The organism is Collinsella sp. TF10-11AT (genome assembly GCF_003437565.1).
GTDB lineage: Bacteria > Actinomycetota > Coriobacteriia > Coriobacteriales > Coriobacteriaceae > Collinsella.
Genome location: NZ_QSQW01000007.1, coordinates 95,473 through 112,514, shown reverse-complemented (window position 1 = coordinate 112,514; position 17,042 = coordinate 95,473). Strand labels below are relative to the sequence as shown.

The 17,042-nt window shown below is 59.3% G+C and carries 14 protein-coding genes and 1 tRNA gene; 1 reads left to right on the top strand and 14 read right to left on the bottom strand.

Annotated elements, in window-relative coordinates; all coding sequences use genetic code 11:
- Positions 1 to 433: 433 nt before the first annotated feature.
- The 9 genes from rplT to recJ form a co-directional block, all read right to left on the bottom strand.
- Positions 434 to 793, bottom strand: coding sequence for a 50S ribosomal protein L20 (gene rplT, locus DXC99_RS06455; protein WP_006234421.1), 360 nt, complete (start codon positions 791 to 793; stop codon positions 434 to 436).
- A 46-nt stretch (positions 794 to 839) separates the two neighbouring features.
- Positions 840 to 1,031, bottom strand: a complete 192-nt coding sequence (gene rpmI, locus DXC99_RS06450) for a 50S ribosomal protein L35 (RefSeq protein ID WP_006234422.1) — start codon at positions 1,029 to 1,031, stop codon at positions 840 to 842.
- Positions 1,032 to 1,063: 32 nt separating this feature from the next.
- Positions 1,064 to 1,633, bottom strand: a complete 570-nt coding sequence (gene infC, locus DXC99_RS06445; protein ID WP_117629662.1) for a translation initiation factor IF-3 — start codon at positions 1,631 to 1,633, stop codon at positions 1,064 to 1,066.
- Positions 1,634 to 1,880: 247 nt separating this feature from the next.
- Positions 1,881 to 1,967, bottom strand: a tRNA-Leu gene (locus DXC99_RS06440).
- Between the two features lie 39 nt (positions 1,968 to 2,006).
- Positions 2,007 to 3,440, bottom strand: coding sequence for a transglutaminase-like domain-containing protein (locus tag DXC99_RS06435; RefSeq protein ID WP_117582921.1), 1,434 nt, complete (start codon positions 3,438 to 3,440; stop codon positions 2,007 to 2,009).
- Between the two features lie 353 nt (positions 3,441 to 3,793).
- On the bottom strand, positions 3,794 to 4,660 hold the full coding sequence (gene fba, locus DXC99_RS06430; protein ID WP_035137086.1) for a class II fructose-1,6-bisphosphate aldolase: 867 nt from the start codon (positions 4,658 to 4,660) through the stop codon (positions 3,794 to 3,796).
- Positions 4,661 to 4,854: 194 nt separating this feature from the next.
- The gene (locus DXC99_RS06425; protein WP_117629661.1) at positions 4,855 to 5,538 is read right to left on the bottom strand and encodes an MBL fold metallo-hydrolase; all 684 of its coding nucleotides are present in this window, start codon (positions 5,536 to 5,538) and stop codon (positions 4,855 to 4,857) included.
- Positions 5,539 to 5,622: 84 nt separating this feature from the next.
- A complete protein-coding gene (locus tag DXC99_RS06420; RefSeq protein ID WP_117582919.1) occupies positions 5,623 to 7,983 on the bottom strand; it encodes a bifunctional (p)ppGpp synthetase/guanosine-3',5'-bis(diphosphate) 3'-pyrophosphohydrolase in 2,361 nt (786 codons plus the stop codon).
- A 15-nt stretch (positions 7,984 to 7,998) separates the two neighbouring features.
- Positions 7,999 to 11,286 (bottom strand): single-stranded-DNA-specific exonuclease RecJ, encoded by a 3,288-nt coding sequence (gene recJ, locus DXC99_RS06415; protein WP_117582918.1) that lies wholly within the window; start codon positions 11,284 to 11,286, stop codon positions 7,999 to 8,001.
- Positions 11,287 to 11,561: 275 nt separating this feature from the next.
- Here recJ and DXC99_RS06410 point away from each other — a divergent pair, with 275 nt between their 5' ends.
- Positions 11,562 to 12,560 carry a bile acid:sodium symporter family protein gene (locus DXC99_RS06410; RefSeq protein WP_117582917.1) on the top strand — a complete coding sequence of 333 codons (999 nt, stop codon included), beginning with the start codon at positions 11,562 to 11,564 and terminating at the stop codon, positions 12,558 to 12,560.
- 30 nt (positions 12,561 to 12,590) lie between these two features.
- Here the strand turns inward: DXC99_RS06410 and DXC99_RS06405 are convergent, their stop codons facing one another.
- The 5 genes from DXC99_RS06405 to DXC99_RS06385 all read right to left on the bottom strand — a co-directional run bounded on the left by DXC99_RS06405 (position 12,591) and on the right by DXC99_RS06385 (position 17,039).
- A complete protein-coding gene (locus DXC99_RS06405) occupies positions 12,591 to 13,388 on the bottom strand; it encodes a DUF4931 domain-containing protein (protein WP_117582916.1) in 798 nt (265 codons plus the stop codon).
- A 3-nt stretch (positions 13,389 to 13,391) separates the two neighbouring features.
- Positions 13,392 to 14,069 (bottom strand): copper homeostasis protein CutC, encoded by a 678-nt coding sequence (locus DXC99_RS06400; protein ID WP_117582915.1) that lies wholly within the window; start codon positions 14,067 to 14,069, stop codon positions 13,392 to 13,394.
- A gap of 326 nt (positions 14,070 to 14,395) precedes the next feature.
- Complete coding sequence (locus DXC99_RS06395) at positions 14,396 to 15,097, bottom strand: ABC transporter ATP-binding protein (RefSeq protein ID WP_035137222.1); 702 nt, start codon at positions 15,095 to 15,097, stop codon at positions 14,396 to 14,398.
- A 12-nt stretch (positions 15,098 to 15,109) separates the two neighbouring features.
- A complete protein-coding gene (locus DXC99_RS06390) occupies positions 15,110 to 15,970 on the bottom strand; it encodes an ABC transporter ATP-binding protein (RefSeq protein WP_117582914.1) in 861 nt (286 codons plus the stop codon).
- Positions 15,960 to 17,039, bottom strand: coding sequence for a branched-chain amino acid ABC transporter permease (locus tag DXC99_RS06385; protein ID WP_117582913.1), 1,080 nt, complete (start codon positions 17,037 to 17,039; stop codon positions 15,960 to 15,962). Before DXC99_RS06385 ends, DXC99_RS06390 begins: the two co-directional genes overlap by 11 nt.
- Positions 17,040 to 17,042: the final 3 nt, after the last annotated feature.

Genomic DNA, 17,042 nt, shown 5'->3' with positions numbered 1-17,042 from the left:
CCTCTCGGCGGCCTTGCGAAAAACAAATCCAAGTTAGACCATTTCAAATGGTTCGATGTCTGCCCGGATGCGACACTCGTAAGTGTCCATCCTCGCAGTATCCGGTTCTCAAGGTGCACGCCTGGCGGCTGATCCGGTCCGACCGGGCCGCGCGGCAAGGAGATATATTGCCAGACCGCGAAGCGATGTGGGACGTCAATTCCACTCTTCACAAGTCCTACACAATGTATCGCTTCCTATATAAGAAATAGAAAGGCTGGTGCAGAAATACTGCACGTATCAGATGATGACCCTTCGGTTTAGAGATATATAAAGATCGGTCACCTGTAACTGTCTATCTACCCGCGCTTTTGCTAAATAAACCAGCGCTTTAGATAAAAAGAGGGAGCGCCGCGCACAGCGCGACACTCCCCTAGCGATTCAAGAGAATCAATTAGGCCTCGAGAGCCTTCTTGGCGATGGTAGCCAGCTCGTTGAAGGACTCGATGTCCTCGTAAGCCATTTGAGCCAGGACCTTGCGGTCGAGCTCGATGCCGGCAACCTTCAGGCCGTGCATGAACTGAGAGTAAGAGATGTCGTTCAGGCGAGCAGCAGCGTTGATACGGGTGATCCAGAGAGAGCGGATCTCGCGCTTCTTGTTGCGGCGATCACGATACTGATACTGCAGGGAGTGCTGGACCTGCTCTTTAGCATGCTTGTAAGTACGCGAAGCGGCACCGTAGTAACCCTTCGCACGGTGCATAACGGTACGGCGCTTCTTCTTGGCGGCAACAGCGCGCTTAATACGTGCCATGTTCTATCAACTCCTAGACGGTAAAACGAAAAATGGGAACGCGAACTTAGGCGAGACGCGACTTGATGACCTTGCGGTCGGCAGCGGCAATCTCGGTCTCCTGACGGAAGCCACGCTTACGCTTGGTGGACTTCTTGCTCAGGATGTGGCTCTTGAAAGCCTTGGCGCGCATAAGCTTGCCGGTACCAGTCTTGCGGAAACGCTTCTTGGTGCCGCTGTGGGACTTCATCTTAGGCATGAAATACTCCTTAATCGGTTACAGAACACTAGTTACTTGGTATCGCTTGCCGCTTTATCCTCATCGAAGGCGCCCTTAATCGGGGCGAGCAGCATAAGCATGTTACGGCCTTCCATCTTAGGCTTGGACTCGACCGTAGCGTAAGGCTTGAGATCCTCGGCGAGACGCTCGAGAACGTTAAGACCCCGCTCCGGGTGAGCCATCTCACGGCCGCGGAACATGATGGTGATCTTAACGCGTGCGCCCTTCTTGAGGAAACGCAGAACGTGGCCCTTCTTGGTCTCGTAGTCGCCAACGTCGATCTTGGGTCGGAACTTCATTTCCTTGACCTCGACCTTGGACTGGTTCTTACGAGCGGCCTTGGCCTTCATGGCCTGCTGGTACTTGAACTTACCGTAGTCCATGACCTTGCAGACCGGCGGCTCCGCGTTGGGAGCGATCTCGACCAGGTCGAGACCCTGATCGTCGGCGACGCGCTGGGCATCGCGGATGGCGAACAGGCCGAGCTGAGAGCCATCGACGCCAATCAAACGGCACGAAGATGCAGTGATCTCGTCGTTGATGCGGGTGTCATCAGACTTAGCTATTTTCCCTACCTCCATTCATAAAAAAATAACCCGGCGCTTCTTTGCAACCAGGTCGTACACATAGACATCCTCGGTATGAGGAAGGGAATCTAAGTTGTATGACCAGTCAGCTGCTCATTGGCGCCAAAAGGTGGGAACCCTCAGGTTCCTCTTTAGGGCATTGCGGGAACAACGCCTTGCGAATAATAACACGTACCGCGCGTTATCACATTACGTACACGAAAAAGGGGGCCGCAACCCCCTTGAAGCGCAGGTGCATGTATGGTGCCCGAGGCGAGACTCGAACTCGCACGTTGTTGCCAACGGTGGATTTTGAGTCCACTGCGTCTGCCAATTCCGCCACTCGGGCACGTAATGCGTGAGTTAGTTTATCACAGCTTTCTGTTGATTAGTCCGAAAATGGAACTTCGAGCATTTCGATGAGTTCGACCGAACGGAGCATCTCACGCTGGCGGCACCCGCGTCCGTTAACCGAGGCTTCGCCCATCTGGTTGTCGTAGGGATCCTCGCGCATGCCGTCGAAAGCAGGCACAAACTCAGCCTGGAATCGATCGTTGGCCACCATACGCCACGGGTCGAGATTGCCAAAGTAGTGACGACGACGCCACTCCTCCCCCATCCTGCGTGCGGAGGAACCAAACGATACGTCGGCGTTAAGCCAACCGGTCTGGGGTGTATAGAACTCGGCCCAGTCGTGCGGTCCCACCGAATCGGGCGCAACATACAGGCCGCTCTGCCAACGGGCAGGAACGCCCGCGATGCGGCACATGGTGATAAACGTGAGCGCCATAACGCCGCAATCGCCGCGGAGCGAGTGTGCGCAGTCGTCGGCAATAGATCCCAAAAGCAGGTACGGTGGCTGATAGCGATAGTCGATATGCTGTGTCAGGTAATCATAGATAGCACGGGCGCGATCGAGCGGATCCTCGAGCCCGTCAACGACATGTTCGGTCAGTTGTTGTAAATATGGCGTGAACTCAATGTGCGGACGGTCCTCGGAGGTGTCCTCGGGCAGCGGCGCGTCCATACACGGATGCGCCGGAAGCGCACCCCCATAGATATCGCGATAAGCGGCATCGATTTGATAGCGATAGGTCACTGAGAACGAGCGATCAGTCAAGGAGACCCACGAGGCAGTACGCGCCGAGGCGCTCGCAGGAGCAACGGCCCCCTCCGGCGTCATATCAAGCATCTCGACCTGAGATTGCTGGCGGCAGGCGGCGGCAACGGGAAGCCACGCGCGAACAGTCTCTCCCTCCAAAGCACCGGGGACAGACACGCATGCCTTAAGCGTGATGGCGCGAGACAGCCCGCCCCGCGACTCCATCTCCTCGAGCATCTGGTTGCGCAGCGCAATTCCATCCGTAGAATCGGGACGCAGACCCGGGACCTCCTTGGGGTACACGCGAAGTGAATCGAGGAAGTTATCGAGAACAAACAGCTCGCCATCGATAAAGCGCCAGTCAATACGCTTACGATTAATCAGGTCATCGAACTGCTCTTCGGTAAACTCAGGCCACTCCTCGCGAATCATCGCAATGGCCCGATCACGCGACACCGAAAAATGAAGCGGCGTCTCGAGCATGCGATACCGCTCTGCACGAACACAAGCAGCCAGCGAAGGCTCAGGGTTCTGCTCCAAAAGGCGATCGCAGGCAGCAACAGCCTGCGTCAAATATCCGGCATCCTTAAGACGAAGAATCTCAGGCGTTAGCCCAATATCGAGATGGCGAAAATCATCACAGCAAACATCGACAGAGCAACCAACAGGGCCCTCGTCAATAACCTTCTCATCCGAAGGCAGTACATCAATAACAGCCATACCAAACTCCAAGTCATTAGAACTCTTGAAGCACATTGTAGCGAGATAAAAAAGAAAGCCCCAATAAAGGAGCTCTCAACACCGATAAACGGTACCTCTAAAAATGAATTCAGACTTGTAAGCCTGCGGCGTTAAACGAAGGAAGCCCCGTCCCCCGGAACCGTTTCCTTGGCGCGACTTCTGGCGAAGCCAGTAGCCATTTTAATTCAGCCCAGTAACCCTGTAGCGAGTTAACAAAGGAGGCCCCGTTTCCCCGGAGCTGATTCCGTCGCGCGACTTCTGGCAAAGCCAGGTGAGCGCGAGGGAAACAGCGTAGGGGAAACGGGGCCTCCGGCGGGAAGTTAAACCGCTACTTACGCCTTGTTGACGGAGCCAAACTCCTCCATGAGCTCCTTGGTGCGGGCAACGATGTTGTCGCGACCAGGCTTGAGGAGCTTGCGGGGGTCAAAGCCCTTGCCCTGCTGATCCTTGCCAGCCTCGATGTACTCGCGGACGCCCTTGGCGAAGACGAGCTGCAGGTCAGTGTTGACGTTGATCTTGGAGATGCCCAGGGAGATGGCCTTCTTGATCTGATCCTCGGGGATGCCGGTGCCACCGTGCAGAACGAGGGGCAGGTCACCGGTCTGGGCCTTAATCTCGCCCAGACGCTCGAAGGAAAGACCAGCCCAGTCGGCGGGGTACACGCCGTGGATGTTGCCGATGCCGCAGGCGAGGAAGTCGACGCCCAGGTCAGCGATCTGCTTGCACTCAGCAGGATCAGCGAGCTCGCCGCTGGAGGTCACGCCGTCCTCGGTGCCGCCGATGCCACCGACCTCGGCCTCGATGGACATGCCCTTGGAGTGGGCAAGCTCAACGAGCTCCTTGGTGCGGTCGAGGTTAAGCTGGAAGGTCTCCTCGTGAGAGCCGTCATACATGATGGACGTGAAGCCGGCCTCGATGCACTTGAAGCAGTCTTCGTAAGAACCGTGATCGAGGTGAAGGGCGACGGGAACGGTAACGCCCGTGGCCTCGACGGCAGCCTTGACCATGTCGGCGCAGACCTTGAAACCGCCCATCCACTTAGCGGCACCAGCGGTGCACTGAAGGATCAGCGGAGACTTGGCCTCCTCGGCGGCCTGGAGAATAGCCAGGGTCCACTCGAGGTTGTTGGTGTTGAAGGCACCAAGACCGTACTTGCCGGCCTCGGCCTTCTTGAGCATGTCTGCTGCGTTGACGAGCATAAAAGAAACCTCCTGTAAGGTTGCTCCGATAACGCCTGAGATTTTACCACGGCGCACCCGAGCATAAACGTTCGTTTGTTCACGAATATCGTCCAAACAGACTTTTTTGACCGTTTGCCCTACGAAATCGACCCGTTGGGGAAAAATAGCTTGACGTTTGGACGCTTCTCGTGCTTCAAAAGCCGACTATTAAGCTACATCTGCATGAAAGGGCTCTGCATGAGCTCGCGTGCCATGGTGGTCGAATCGCCATGGCCGGTTAGGCAAACGGTATCGGGCGGGAGAAGCTGGGCGAGCTTGGAGAGCGAGCGCAGGATCGCCGCCTCGTCTCCTCCAGAAAGATCGGTGCGGCCATGCCCACCCGGGAATAGCGTGTCGCCCACAAAGGCAATGTTCCCCTGCTCAGTGGCGGCGAACAGAACGATGCCGCCCGGTGTGTGCCCGGGCACCTCAATTACCTGCAGGCAAATGTCGCCCAGCTCAATGGTGTCGCCCTCGGCAAGCAGCCGCGTCGGCTCACCTGGATCGGGCGTCTCGATGCCCCACATCGCTCGCTGCTCCTCGATATTCGCATGCGGCACTGCTGCGTCCTTGCCACACAGCTCGTACAGGACGTCGGCGCCAACGGCGGCCCGAACTCCAGCGACACCGCCAACATGGTCGGCGTGACCGTGCGTGCAAACGGCGCCGAGCACCTGCACATCGGGGTGTTCGGCTCGAATATGCTCCACCAAGCGCTCGCCTTCCCATGCGGGGTCGATAATCACGCACTCATTGTCCGAAATGACAGCATAGCTATTGGTCTGAATGGGACCGTTTACGAGCGTCTCGATCTCGACCGATCCCTTGGGAGTTAAATCCAAGGACACAGCACTCATGTCCCTCTCCTCTCTATAGAACTCGAGGCATCAAACGATGCCTCGAGTGTGGCGAATATCGATAATATGGCACGTTCGTCGCGACTAAACGCGGCGCTTAAGCTGGGCTCCACCCTCGCCGGGCATCAAGCGACGCGCGTCGTAGACCGAGTCAACGCTGCTGATAGAGGCCAGCAGCGGATCCAGACCACTCGCGTCCGAGATCTCGACCATAAAGCGCAGGGTTGCAATACCCTCGCGGTTGGTCGACGTGGCGGCAGAAAGGATATTGCCACCCGCATCGCCAATGGCAATGGTGACATCCTTGAGCAGGCCCATGCGGTCCAGGCACTCGACCACGATCTCGACCTGGAAGAGGGTGTCGGCAGCGCCGTCCCATTCCACATCGATCATGCGCTCGGGATGCTCCATAAGACCCTTGACGTTGGGGCAGTTGGCGCGATGCACCGAAACGCCACGACCGCGCGTGATGAAGCCGACGATGTCGTCGCCCGTCACGGGGTTGCAGCAATGGGCCAGACGGACCAGCAGGCCGCTGTTGCTCTCGCCCTTGACGATAATGCCGTTGCTGGCGCTCTTGCCGCGCTTTTGCGGCTTGCGGTTGGAGCCGCGGGCAGGCTGCTTGACGACCTCGGCGATAGCCTCGGCCTTGGTGAGCTGTTCCTCGGGTTTGGGGTCCAAGATTTGCTCGACCTTATTGCCAACGGCACGTGGGGCGACTTTGCCCGCACCAACGGCGGCAAACAGGTCCTCGAGCTGCTTATAGTTAAACTGCTCCGCCACGGCGTTGAGCGCACGCGTGGATCGTGGCGTAGAGATGCCATATCCGCGCTTGCGCAGGTCCTTAGCCAGTATATCGCGGCCGGCGGCAGCGTCGTCGTCCTTGGTCGCGGCGGCGAAGTAACGGCGGATCTTTGACTTGGCGGAAGGTGTCTTAACGATCTTGAGCCAATCACGCGACGGCTTGGAACTCTTGTTGGTCAGAATCTCGACACGGTCGCCCGTCTTGATCTCGTGCGTGAGCGGGGCCACCGCACCGTTGATCTTAGCGCCGACGCAGTGGTTTCCCACCTCGGTGTGAACGGCGTAGGCAAAGTCGAGCGGCGTGGAGCCGGCACGAAGCGCCATGACCTCGCCCTTGGGCGTAAAGACGAAAATCTCCTGATCGAAGAGGTCGACCTTCAGCGAATGCAGGTATTCCTTGGCGTCGGTGATCTCATCAGACGCAGCCCAATCGAGCGAATGTTTGAGCCAGTTAATCTGGTCATCCAGACGCTGGGCATCATTGGTCTTAGACGCAGACGATCCGCCCGATTTCTTATACAGCCAGTGGGCGGCAATGCCGTACTCGGCCTGCTCATGCATCTCGTAGGTTCGAATCTGAATCTCGAGCGGACGAGCCGTGGGTCCGATAACCGTCGTGTGAAGCGATTGGTAGTTATTGACCTTGGGCATGGCGATATAGTCTTTAAAGCGACCGGGCATGGGGTGCCACAGCGTATGCACCGCACCGAGCGTGGAATAGCAATCGCGCACCGAATGGGTGATGACGCGCAGCGCCACCAGGTCGTAAATCTCGGAGAACTCCTTGCCCTTGCGCTTCATCTTTTGATAGATAGACCAATAGTGCTTGGAACGGCCGTTGATCTGAAAGCCCTCCAGGCCAATGCGGTTGAGCTCATCGGTGAGCGTCTTGATAGTCTCGGCCAGATAGCGCTCGCGAACCTCGCGCGACTCGGCTACCATGCGCGAGATGCGCTGGTAGGCATCGGGCTCCAGGTAAAAGAAGGACAGGTCCTCGAGTTCCCACTTGATAGAGCTCATGCCCAGACGGTCGGCCAAGGGCGCGTATACGTCCATGGTCTCGCGGGCCTTAAACAGGCGACGGTCCTCGCGAAGGGCCGCCAGCGTACGCATGTTATGCAGGCGGTCGGCAAGCTTGACGATAATGACGCGGATGTCCTTGGACATGGCAAGGAACATCTTGCGCAGCGTGAGGGCCTGCTTCTCGTCCATGCTGTCGACTTCGATGTTGGTGAGCTTGGTCACGCCATCGACGAGCTCGGCCACCGTATCGCCAAACAGGCCGGAAACATCGGCAAGCGAGGTCTCGGTATCCTCGACGGTATCGTGCAACAGCGCGGCGCACACCACATCGCAGTCCATCTTGAGATCGGCCAAAATGATGGCCACCTCGACGGGATGGTTGATGTACATCTCACCCGAGCGGCGCTTTTGGTTGCAGTGCTTCTCGGCAGCAAAGCAATAGGCCTGCTCCACCTTAGAGAAGTCGTCCTCATTCATATATTTGAGGCACAGGCGCTCTAGCTTGTCGTAGCTGTCCGCCATAATCTCGGGCGGCAGCTCATCGGCATGCTTATAGTGCTCCATCTCCGAAAACGGCTGGAGGGTGGAATCATGGGCGGTACGGGCTGCGGCATCCATCGAGGTCCCCTTCCCCTAGGCCCGCGGTACGATCGGGCGGTTAACTTTGGCTAGCATATCAGAAGCGCACGAATCGAGCGCCCAGCTCCGGAAAGCCGAGAACTCCATGCGCGAGCGCAAGCCCTCCAAATAGCGAATTGACCTGCTCAATTGCACGCGGCCAGGGTTTTCGGCCATCGCGATGCGACGCGTATCGTCAAACCCCGAAACGCGACAGAAACCGAGCTCTTCGAAGATTCCCAGGCCGCTTTCCACCGAGCGCTCGTCGACCGGCGTGCGAGCATCGATGGCAAGGCACATCTGCGCAATGTCGATATCGCTTGCGCAGAATGAATCGTCCCCCGTCTTGCCACGGTTGGAGCGCCACATGGTCTGCAGCGCTCGATAGAGCGTGACAAGCTCATCGCGCTCGGGCGCGTAACAGTCGAGTAGGCGCTCGTTAATGCGAGCGTCACGCGACGAATAGAGCAGGTGAATCACGGCAGGTTGGCCGTCGCGACCGGCGCGTCCGCTCATCTGGTTGAACTCGATGGCGCCAAAGGGCATGTGGTAGAGCACGACATGGCGGATATCGGGCAAGTTCACGCCCTCACCAAAGGCAGAGGTCGAAACGATGCAACTGAGGTTTCCGTCACGAAACGCTTCCTCTACGCGGCGGCGATCGGAACGCGCGAGCCCGGCGTTATAGAACGCGATATGGGTCGCACAGTCTGGCACGCGTTTGCGCAACGTCTTGGCGAGCGCCACGGACTGGTCGCGCGAATTGACGTAAATGACGGTCTTCTCCCCCGTCGCCACGATCGACACCAAACGATTCTCGCGGCTCGCAAGGTCGCGGTCGTCCTCGAGCTGCAGGTTCTCGCGCACCGTCTCGTCGACCACCGTGCGAGTAATCGGCAGCATGCGGGCAAGCTCGGCCACGACCGGAGCCGTCGCGGTGGCCGTCGCAGCCATAACAACCGGGTCGCCCAGGGCTTTGAGGATATCGGGCATGTCGAGATAGGCGCTGCGGTCGCCGCCCTTGGCAAGGCCGGCGTGGTGCGCCTCATCGATAACGACAAAGCCGATGCGGCCCGAACGCGCGAAGCGGTCACGGTGGATAGATAGGAACTCGGGCGTCGTGAGCACGATACCGGTGCGGCCCGAAGCTAGGCCGGCGAACACATCATCGCGTGCGGCCTCCACGGTCTCGCCGGTCAGCACGCCAACGCCAATGCCAAGCGCTGCCATCGTCGACGAGAGGTGATAGGCCTGGTCGGCAACAAGCGCACGCAGCGGATAGACAAAGATGCTCGCACGTCCGCGAAGGACAGCCTCGCGCGCAGCATGTACATGGAAGATGAGAGACTTGCCGCGGCCCGTTCCCATAACGGCCAAGACGCTCTGGTGGTCGGCCAAGGCATCGAGCGCCTCAACCTGCGCGCGGTGCGGCTGGTTCGATCCGATAAAGCTATGGATAAGCGAGCGCGTGAGCTCGGTATAGGAAAGCTGGGCGAGCGTCTCGCGCTTACGCGACTCCAGGCGCAGGCCGGAATCCGCCGGCTGCACGCCACGACGAAGCTCGCATGCCGGATCGTCGACGCTGGGCAGCGTGGTATCGCGGACCAGAACATCCTTGATCATGAGCTTGGGCTTCACACGCCCCTGCCAATGCTCGGCAACGGCCTCGAACACCAAGTCGACAGCGCTATCGCAGTTGATGAGCTTATCGATTTGCGGCACGCGGAACATAATGGCCGGCACACTCGCGGCGCCATCGGTCGCCACAAAGCGCATGTGCTCGCCGGTTTTGCCCACCACGGCGCGGTCGCACATCGTCACGCCCTCGGCAGCCAGCAGCGGCACCTTGTTGCCCTGGCCAAACGGCTCAAGACGGGAGATCTGCTCGATGGTCTCGATATTCAGCTCGGAAAGGTCGACGGTGGCGGCGACCTCGTCGGTGTCTTCAAAGTCCTCGGCGGGAAGCTCCGATAGCACGGCGGAAAGGCGGCGGCGGAACTCATCGAGCTTGGATGCCTCGATGGTCACACCCACCGCACCGGCATGTCCGCCGCGACGAATCAGCAGGTCGGAACAACGCTCGACGGCGTCGAACAGGTTGACCTTGCCCACCGAGCGACCCGATCCGCGCGCAACGCCGTCCTCAATCGAGAAGAGCAGCGCCGGCACGTGATAACGGTTGGTCAGGCGGCTCGCTACGATACCCTTGACGCCCTCGTGCCAGCCCTCGCCACCCACGACGATTGCGCGACCGCCGTCATAGGTCTCCTCGACCTTTGCCATGGCGTCGCGTGTGAGCTCCGCCTCGATCTCGCGGCGCTGACGGTTGATTTCCTCGAGCTCGGCTGCCAGTGCACTTGCCTCGATAGGATCGCGGGCAAGCAGCAGGTCGAGCGCCAGCTTGGGATCAGCCATGCGGCCGGCAGCATTCAGACGAGGGATGAGCGAAAACGACAGGCCGTCGGCCGTAATGGTAGAAAGGTCGGCCTTGGCAAGTGCGGCAAGCGCGATATAGCCGGGACGGGCCGTCACGCGCATCTGTTGGATGCCCTCGGCGACCAGTGCGCGATTCTCGGGCGTGAGCGGCATCATGTCGGACACGGTGCCCAGCGCCGCGACCTCGATCAGCGAACGCCAATACGACGGCTTGCCCAAACGCTCGCCCAGGACCTGCACCAGCTTGAGCGCCACACCGGCACCGGCAAGCTCGCGCGAGGGACCCTCGTCCTCGAGCTTGGGGTCGGTCAGGGGCACGCCCTGCGGCACCTGGTCGGACGGCTCGTGATGGTCCGTGACCACCAAATCGATCCCCAGGCTCTCCAGATAGGAGACCTCCTCCTTGGCGGCAATGCCGTTATCGACGGTCACGATCAGGTTGGGTTGGGCGAGCTCGTTGACGCGGTCGAGCGCCGCACGCGACAGGCCGTAGCCCTCGTCAAAGCGATGCGGAATAAACGGCGTGACGTTGGCGCCAAACGAACGTAGCGCCTCGGTCAACAGACAAGTCGACGTAATGCCGTCGACGTCAAAATCGCCAAAGACCGCGATGTGCTCGTGGTTGCGAATAGCGCGCTCGACGCGGTCGGCAACGACCGCCATGCCCGGAATAATGAGTGGGTCGGCCCAGTCGCGATCGAGCGAAGGCGTCAAAAACAGCTGGCCTTCCTCGATGGATGTTATGCCGTGCGCAACCATAATGCGCGCCACCAGCCCGGGTATGCCCAGGCCAGCCGAAAGCTCCTTTTCGAGCTCGGGGTTTTGCCGAGCGACTGCCCAGCGATGCGTCGTCTTAAGCGATGACATAGGCGCCCACCCCCGATAGGGGCAGGTCGCCGCGATACCTCTCACGGTTCATAGCGATGAGTCCTCTGTGTATACCCGCTTCGGCAGGCAGATCTGTTGAACGGATTTATTATACCGTGCAGCGCGGACGCACAACGTCCAGCACGCCGCGGTTTCGATAAACGAGGGCGGTAATACCCTCGAAATAATCGAGCGTTTCTGACGCACGGACGCATGCGAGCGTCTAGCATATCCATTCAAAACGGATTCACGAGCAAAGGGAGTCACAAGAGCATATGAAGCAATGGGTTGGACTGGGCAAGTTTCTTGCGGGGCACATGCAGGTCATCGTTCCGATTTGCGTGACGCTCGGCGTGCTCTTTCCCCGGCAGATCGGCGTGCTCAAGCCCATCGTTCCCGCCCTGTTTGCCTTTATGACGTTCCAAGGTGCGCTCAGCAACACCTTTCACCAGGTGGCCGAGGTGTTCCGCCGTCCCCTACATTTGATTTTGGCGTTATTTGTCTCGGCCGTGCTCATCCCCATCGCGGCGTATGCCATGAGCTCACTGTTCTTTGGTTCCAACCCAAACCTTGTCTGCGGCATCGCGCTCGAGTACAGCGTACCCGTGGCAGTCACCGCCTTTATGTGGATTAGCATGTTCGGCGGCAACGGCCCGCTCGCGCTCACCATCATCCTGACGTCCTCGGTCATCTCGCCCGTGACGATTCCGCTCACGCTGAAGCTCCTGCTGGGTGCCACCGTCGCAATCGATGTTCCGGGCATGATGCAGAACACGGCCTTTATGATCGCCATCCCTGCCGTGTTCGGCATCGTGATCAACGAGCTCACGCGCGGATGGGGACATGAGAAACTCTCCCCCGCGCTTTCGCCCGCCTGCAAGTTCATGATGATGGGGGTCATCGCGTCCAACTCCACCGCCATGAGCGAGTACGTGTTGCACATGAATGTTGAGCGCTTGGAAGTCGCCCTCTTTATTTTGGTCTTCGCCATCAGCGGCTTTGTCGTCGGTTTTCTGGTCGCCCGTGCGTTGCACCTGCCGTATAGCGAGACGACCACCATGTGCTTTACCTGCGGCATGCGTAACATCTCTTCGGGCGCCGTCATCGCCACGCAGTACTTTCCAGGCGAAGTCGTGTTTCCCGTCATGTGCGGAACGCTGTTTCAGCAGGTGCTCGCCTCGGTTATCGGACATCTCTTTGAGCGACTGACCGGCGAGGAGCGCGCCGCCCAACGCAAGCGCGTCGAGGCCGGCCGCGACGCCATGGGACGCTAGACCGTCCGCGTTACGCGGGTGTTAGTCTTGCTATACGAGCGTTTCCAGATGCGCACGCAGGCGATCAGCATCGATATCGAGCGTGGTCTCGGCATTAACCTGGGCCAAACGATAGCCGACAAAGTAGGGCGAAACCACCCAACGCGGAAGCGCCTTGGCAATGGTCCGGCCGTCCATGTGGTAGAAGAACAAGTTGTACGACTCCGCGCGGCCGCCGTGGTGCTCGTGCAGGATATAGCGCAGGGCCACCTGAATCGCATCGGCAAACAGGTCCGCTTCGGCTTGGTCGCGGGCGTCGTCGCTGGCGGCGATTCCCTGTGGAGCCGAGACGTTGACCTCAAAGAATCCCATAATCGGTTCGGTTGAGATGTTGACCGAGATTCTCCCCTGCTGCCAGACAGCGATGCCTTCAAAGTTGGCTAAGGTCAGCGCCGCATAGCCGTCCTCCTGTTCCAAGCCCACAATCTGCATGTGTGGATGGACGAGGCTGCCGCCCGAAAGCGGACCTTTGTTCTTATACATGAGTACACTGCGGTACTGCTGGGAATCGATCATCTGCTGCCAACAGCCCAGAGCAAACCGCATCACATGGTGGAGTTCATCCGGCTCATAGGTCACCAAGTCGGCATCGTGATCTGCCGATTCAATCAACACGGTTTGACGGGTGGCGCGCAAGGTCTTGAACCTATTCTCGAGCCAGATGCAGTCACCATCGCGCTGGATGATGTTGGCGAGCCCCTCCGTGTCACAAAAGGGGCACGCGGTGCCAGGGCGACGATTATCGTCGGGCTTACCGCTCGCCTGCTGGACGTCAAATACCAGCGCCACGGGTTATACCTCCAGCGGCACGATCTTGGTGCCATGGAGTTCGGAGACGCCCAGTGCCGCCGCCACGGTATCGCGATTGGCCGTGGAAATGCCGCCACCGGGAAGAATGGTCAGGCGGTCGCCCGCATACTCGACAAGACGCGACAGGTGCTCCAGGTTGTCCTCGATCGGCGTTCCGGCAGCACCACCATGCGTCAGGATGCGCGTGATGCCGCAGTCGGCGAGTGTGTCAATGGCATCGAGCTGAGCCTCGAGCGAGAGCTGGTCAAAGGCCATGTGGAAGGTGATATCGATGACCCCGCGCTTGCACTCCTCGGTCGCGCAGCCCGTAGCCATCACGAGGGCGCCGAGGGTGAGCTCGTCGAGCGCCCAGCCGCCGGCACAGGGCTTGCAGCAGCCAAAGACCAGGCCGTCAACGCCGGCGCTCACGGCAAGACCCAAGTCCATCTCCATCATGCGCAGCTCGTCCTGATTGTAGTGAAAGTCACCGCCACGCGGGCGAATCATGCACATCACTCGCGCGTCATGCTCGTGAGCATAGCTGACCGTAGTGCTGATAACGCCGGCCGAGGGCGTAGTGCCACCAACGGCAAGGTTGTCGCACAACTCGATGCGCTTAGCACCGGCATCGATAGCCGCCGGCACACGCTCAAAGTTCTCGGCACAAAACTCGTACAGCATAGATAGACCCCCAAAGACAGCAGATGTTTTCCGACGGGCATTGTCACACACCCCCATGAAGTTGCGGTGGAATAAGGACTCTTTTGACCTCTGAGGCTCCCATTTAGTCCCTATTCCACCGCAACTTAAAGGGAATAGTCGTTGGCATCTGCCACAACGTCGATGTTTTGGCAACGACAGCGAAAACCCGCCAGAGCGAGCAAGGTGCCTTGAAACGAGGCGGCATTGACCTTCTGGTCATGCCGCCGAAGTTGAAAGGCAGATTGCCGCTCTGGCGGGCTTGCAGCGTCGAGCCGTTACGCGGTTTGGTAAAACCGCGTAACTAGTTAACCGCCCAGGTAGGCTTTACGCACGTTATCGTCGTGCAGGAGCTCTTGGCCGGTGCCGGTCATGGTGATCTTGCCGGTCTCGAGCACGTAGCCACGCGTGGCGATCGAGAGCGCCATCTGCGCGTTCTGCTCGACCAGAAGCACCGTGGTGCCGGCCTTGTGCAGGTCCTCGACAATCTGGAAGATCTGCTCAATCAGAATCGGCGCCAGGCCCATGGAAGGCTCGTCAAGCATGAGCAGTTTGGGGTTACTCATAAGGGCGCGCCCCATAACGAGCATCTGCTGCTCGCCGCCTGAAAGGGTGCCGGCGACCTGGCGACGACGTTCCTTCAGGCGCGGGAACTGCTCGTAGACGCGCTCCAGGCCCGGAGCCACCGTGGACTTGGGCTGCGTATAGGCACCCATCTCCAGGTTCTCCTCGACCGTCATCTGCAAAAAGGCGCGACGTCCCTCGGGAACCTGAGCCAGGCCCTTACCAACCAGCTTATCAGCGGGCGTATGGGTAATGTCCTCGCCCATAAACTTGATGGAGCCGGTCTTAGAGCGCAGCAGGCCCGAGACCGTCTTGAGCGTTGTGGACTTGCCGGCACCGTTCGCACCGATCAGGGCCACGATCTCGCCCTCGTTGACGTTAAAGGAGATGTCCTTGATGGCGTGGATGGCGCCGTACCAGACGTTGATGTTGTAGACGGAAAGCATCGGCTCTGCCATTTAGTTCTCCCCCTTATCCTGCTTGCCCAGATATGCCTCGATAACGGCATCGTTGTTCTGGATTTCCTCGGCCGTGCCCTTGGCGATAACCTTACCAAAGTTGAGCACGCAGATGCCCTCGCAGATGTTCATGACGAGCGACATATCATGCTCGATAAGCATGATGGCAATGCCAAAGGTGTCGCGAATCTTGACGATGTTCTCCATGAGCTCGGCGGTCTCGGACGGGTTCATGCCGGCGGCAGGCTCGTCGAGCAGCAGCAGCTTGGGGTTGGTGGCAAGCGCGCGGACGATCTCCAGGCGGCGCTGAGCGCCGTAAGGCAGCGAGCCGGCCTGTTCGCTTGCCAGATGCTCCATATCAAAGATGGACAGCAGCTCCATGGCACGCTCATGGGCGGCCTTCTCGTGCTTCCAGTACGTCGGCAGGCGCAGCACGCCCTCAAAACCGGAATAGCGCTCCTGGTTGTGCAGACCGACCTTGACGTTGTCCTCCACCGTCATGGTGTTGAACAGGCGGATGTTTTGGAACGTACGGGCGATGCCCATGCGGTTGACCTGATAGACCGACTTGCCCGAGGTGTCCTCACCGTCGAGCAGGATGGTGCCGTGCGTGGGCTGGTACACCTTGGTGAGCAGGTTGAAGACCGTGGTCTTACCGGCACCATTGGGGCCAATCAGGCCGGCGATCTCGGTCTTGCCGATAGTCAGGCTAAAGTCGTCGACTGCCTTAAGGCCACCGAACTCAATGCCCAGGTGGATGCACTCGAGCGCCGGGCGCTGGCCCAGATCGCGATCGGGAACGATGGCGCCAGAAGGATACGGGACCATCTTGCCCTTGTTGAACTCAAATTTACTGGGCATCGGCTGCCACCTCCTTCTTGGAAGCAAAACGGTCCTTGACGCGACCGAAGAACGCTTTAAGCTGCGGGTTGTTGGTAAAGATCATGACCAGGATCAGCACGATGGCATAGATGAGCATGCGGTAGTCCGAGAACTGACGGAGCAGCTCGGGAAGTACCGTGAGCAACGCCGCTGCGATGACGGAGCCGCGCATATTGCCCAGACCGCCCAAGACCACGAACACCAGAATCAGAATCGACGTGTTGAAGTCGAACTTAGTGGCGGAGAGCTGCGAGAAGTTGCCGCCGAAGAGGGCTCCGGCAGCGCCGGCGAGAGCGGCGGAAACCACGAAGGCGATCATGCGGTACTCGGTGACGGAGATGCCCACGGACTCGGCTGCAATCTTGTTATCGCGCACGGCCATGATGGCACGGCCGGTACGGCTGCGCACCAGGTTGAGCACGATCACGAGTGCGACCATGACCAAGATGGCACCGGCAAGGAAGGTCGAGTACGTCGACACGCCCGAGGCGCCCTGGGCGCCCTTGATGATGGCGGTGCCGTCCTCGAGCAGGTGCAGGTCGTCGATCGTGGAGTTGCCCGTGATGTTAAAGATCACATGCAGGCCGTGGGAGTCGACGCCCACGATAAGGCAGGTGACGATCTCTTTGATAATCTCGCCAAAGGCCAGCGTCACGATAGCCAGGTAATCGCCGCTCAGGCGAAGGACCGGGATGCCGATCAAGAAGCCCAGGATGGCGGCAGCGATGGCGCCGACCACGATGCTGATGACAAGACGTATCGGATCGGAGGGAACGGCGCTCTCGAGGGCGACCGCGGTAACGATGCCTGTATAGGCGCCGACGCTCATAAAGCCCGCGTGGCCCAGCGACAAGTCGCCCGCGATGCCGACGACGAGGTTAAGGGAGATAGCCATGACGATATAGGCCGTGATGGGAACCAGCTGACCGGCGATCATGCGCGGAATCATGTGGTTAGACTGCATAAAGAACACGATGGCGAACGCCACAAGGCACATGGCGTACGTAACAAAGTCGTGACGCGTCTGCTTGTCTTTAAGAAACTTCATAAC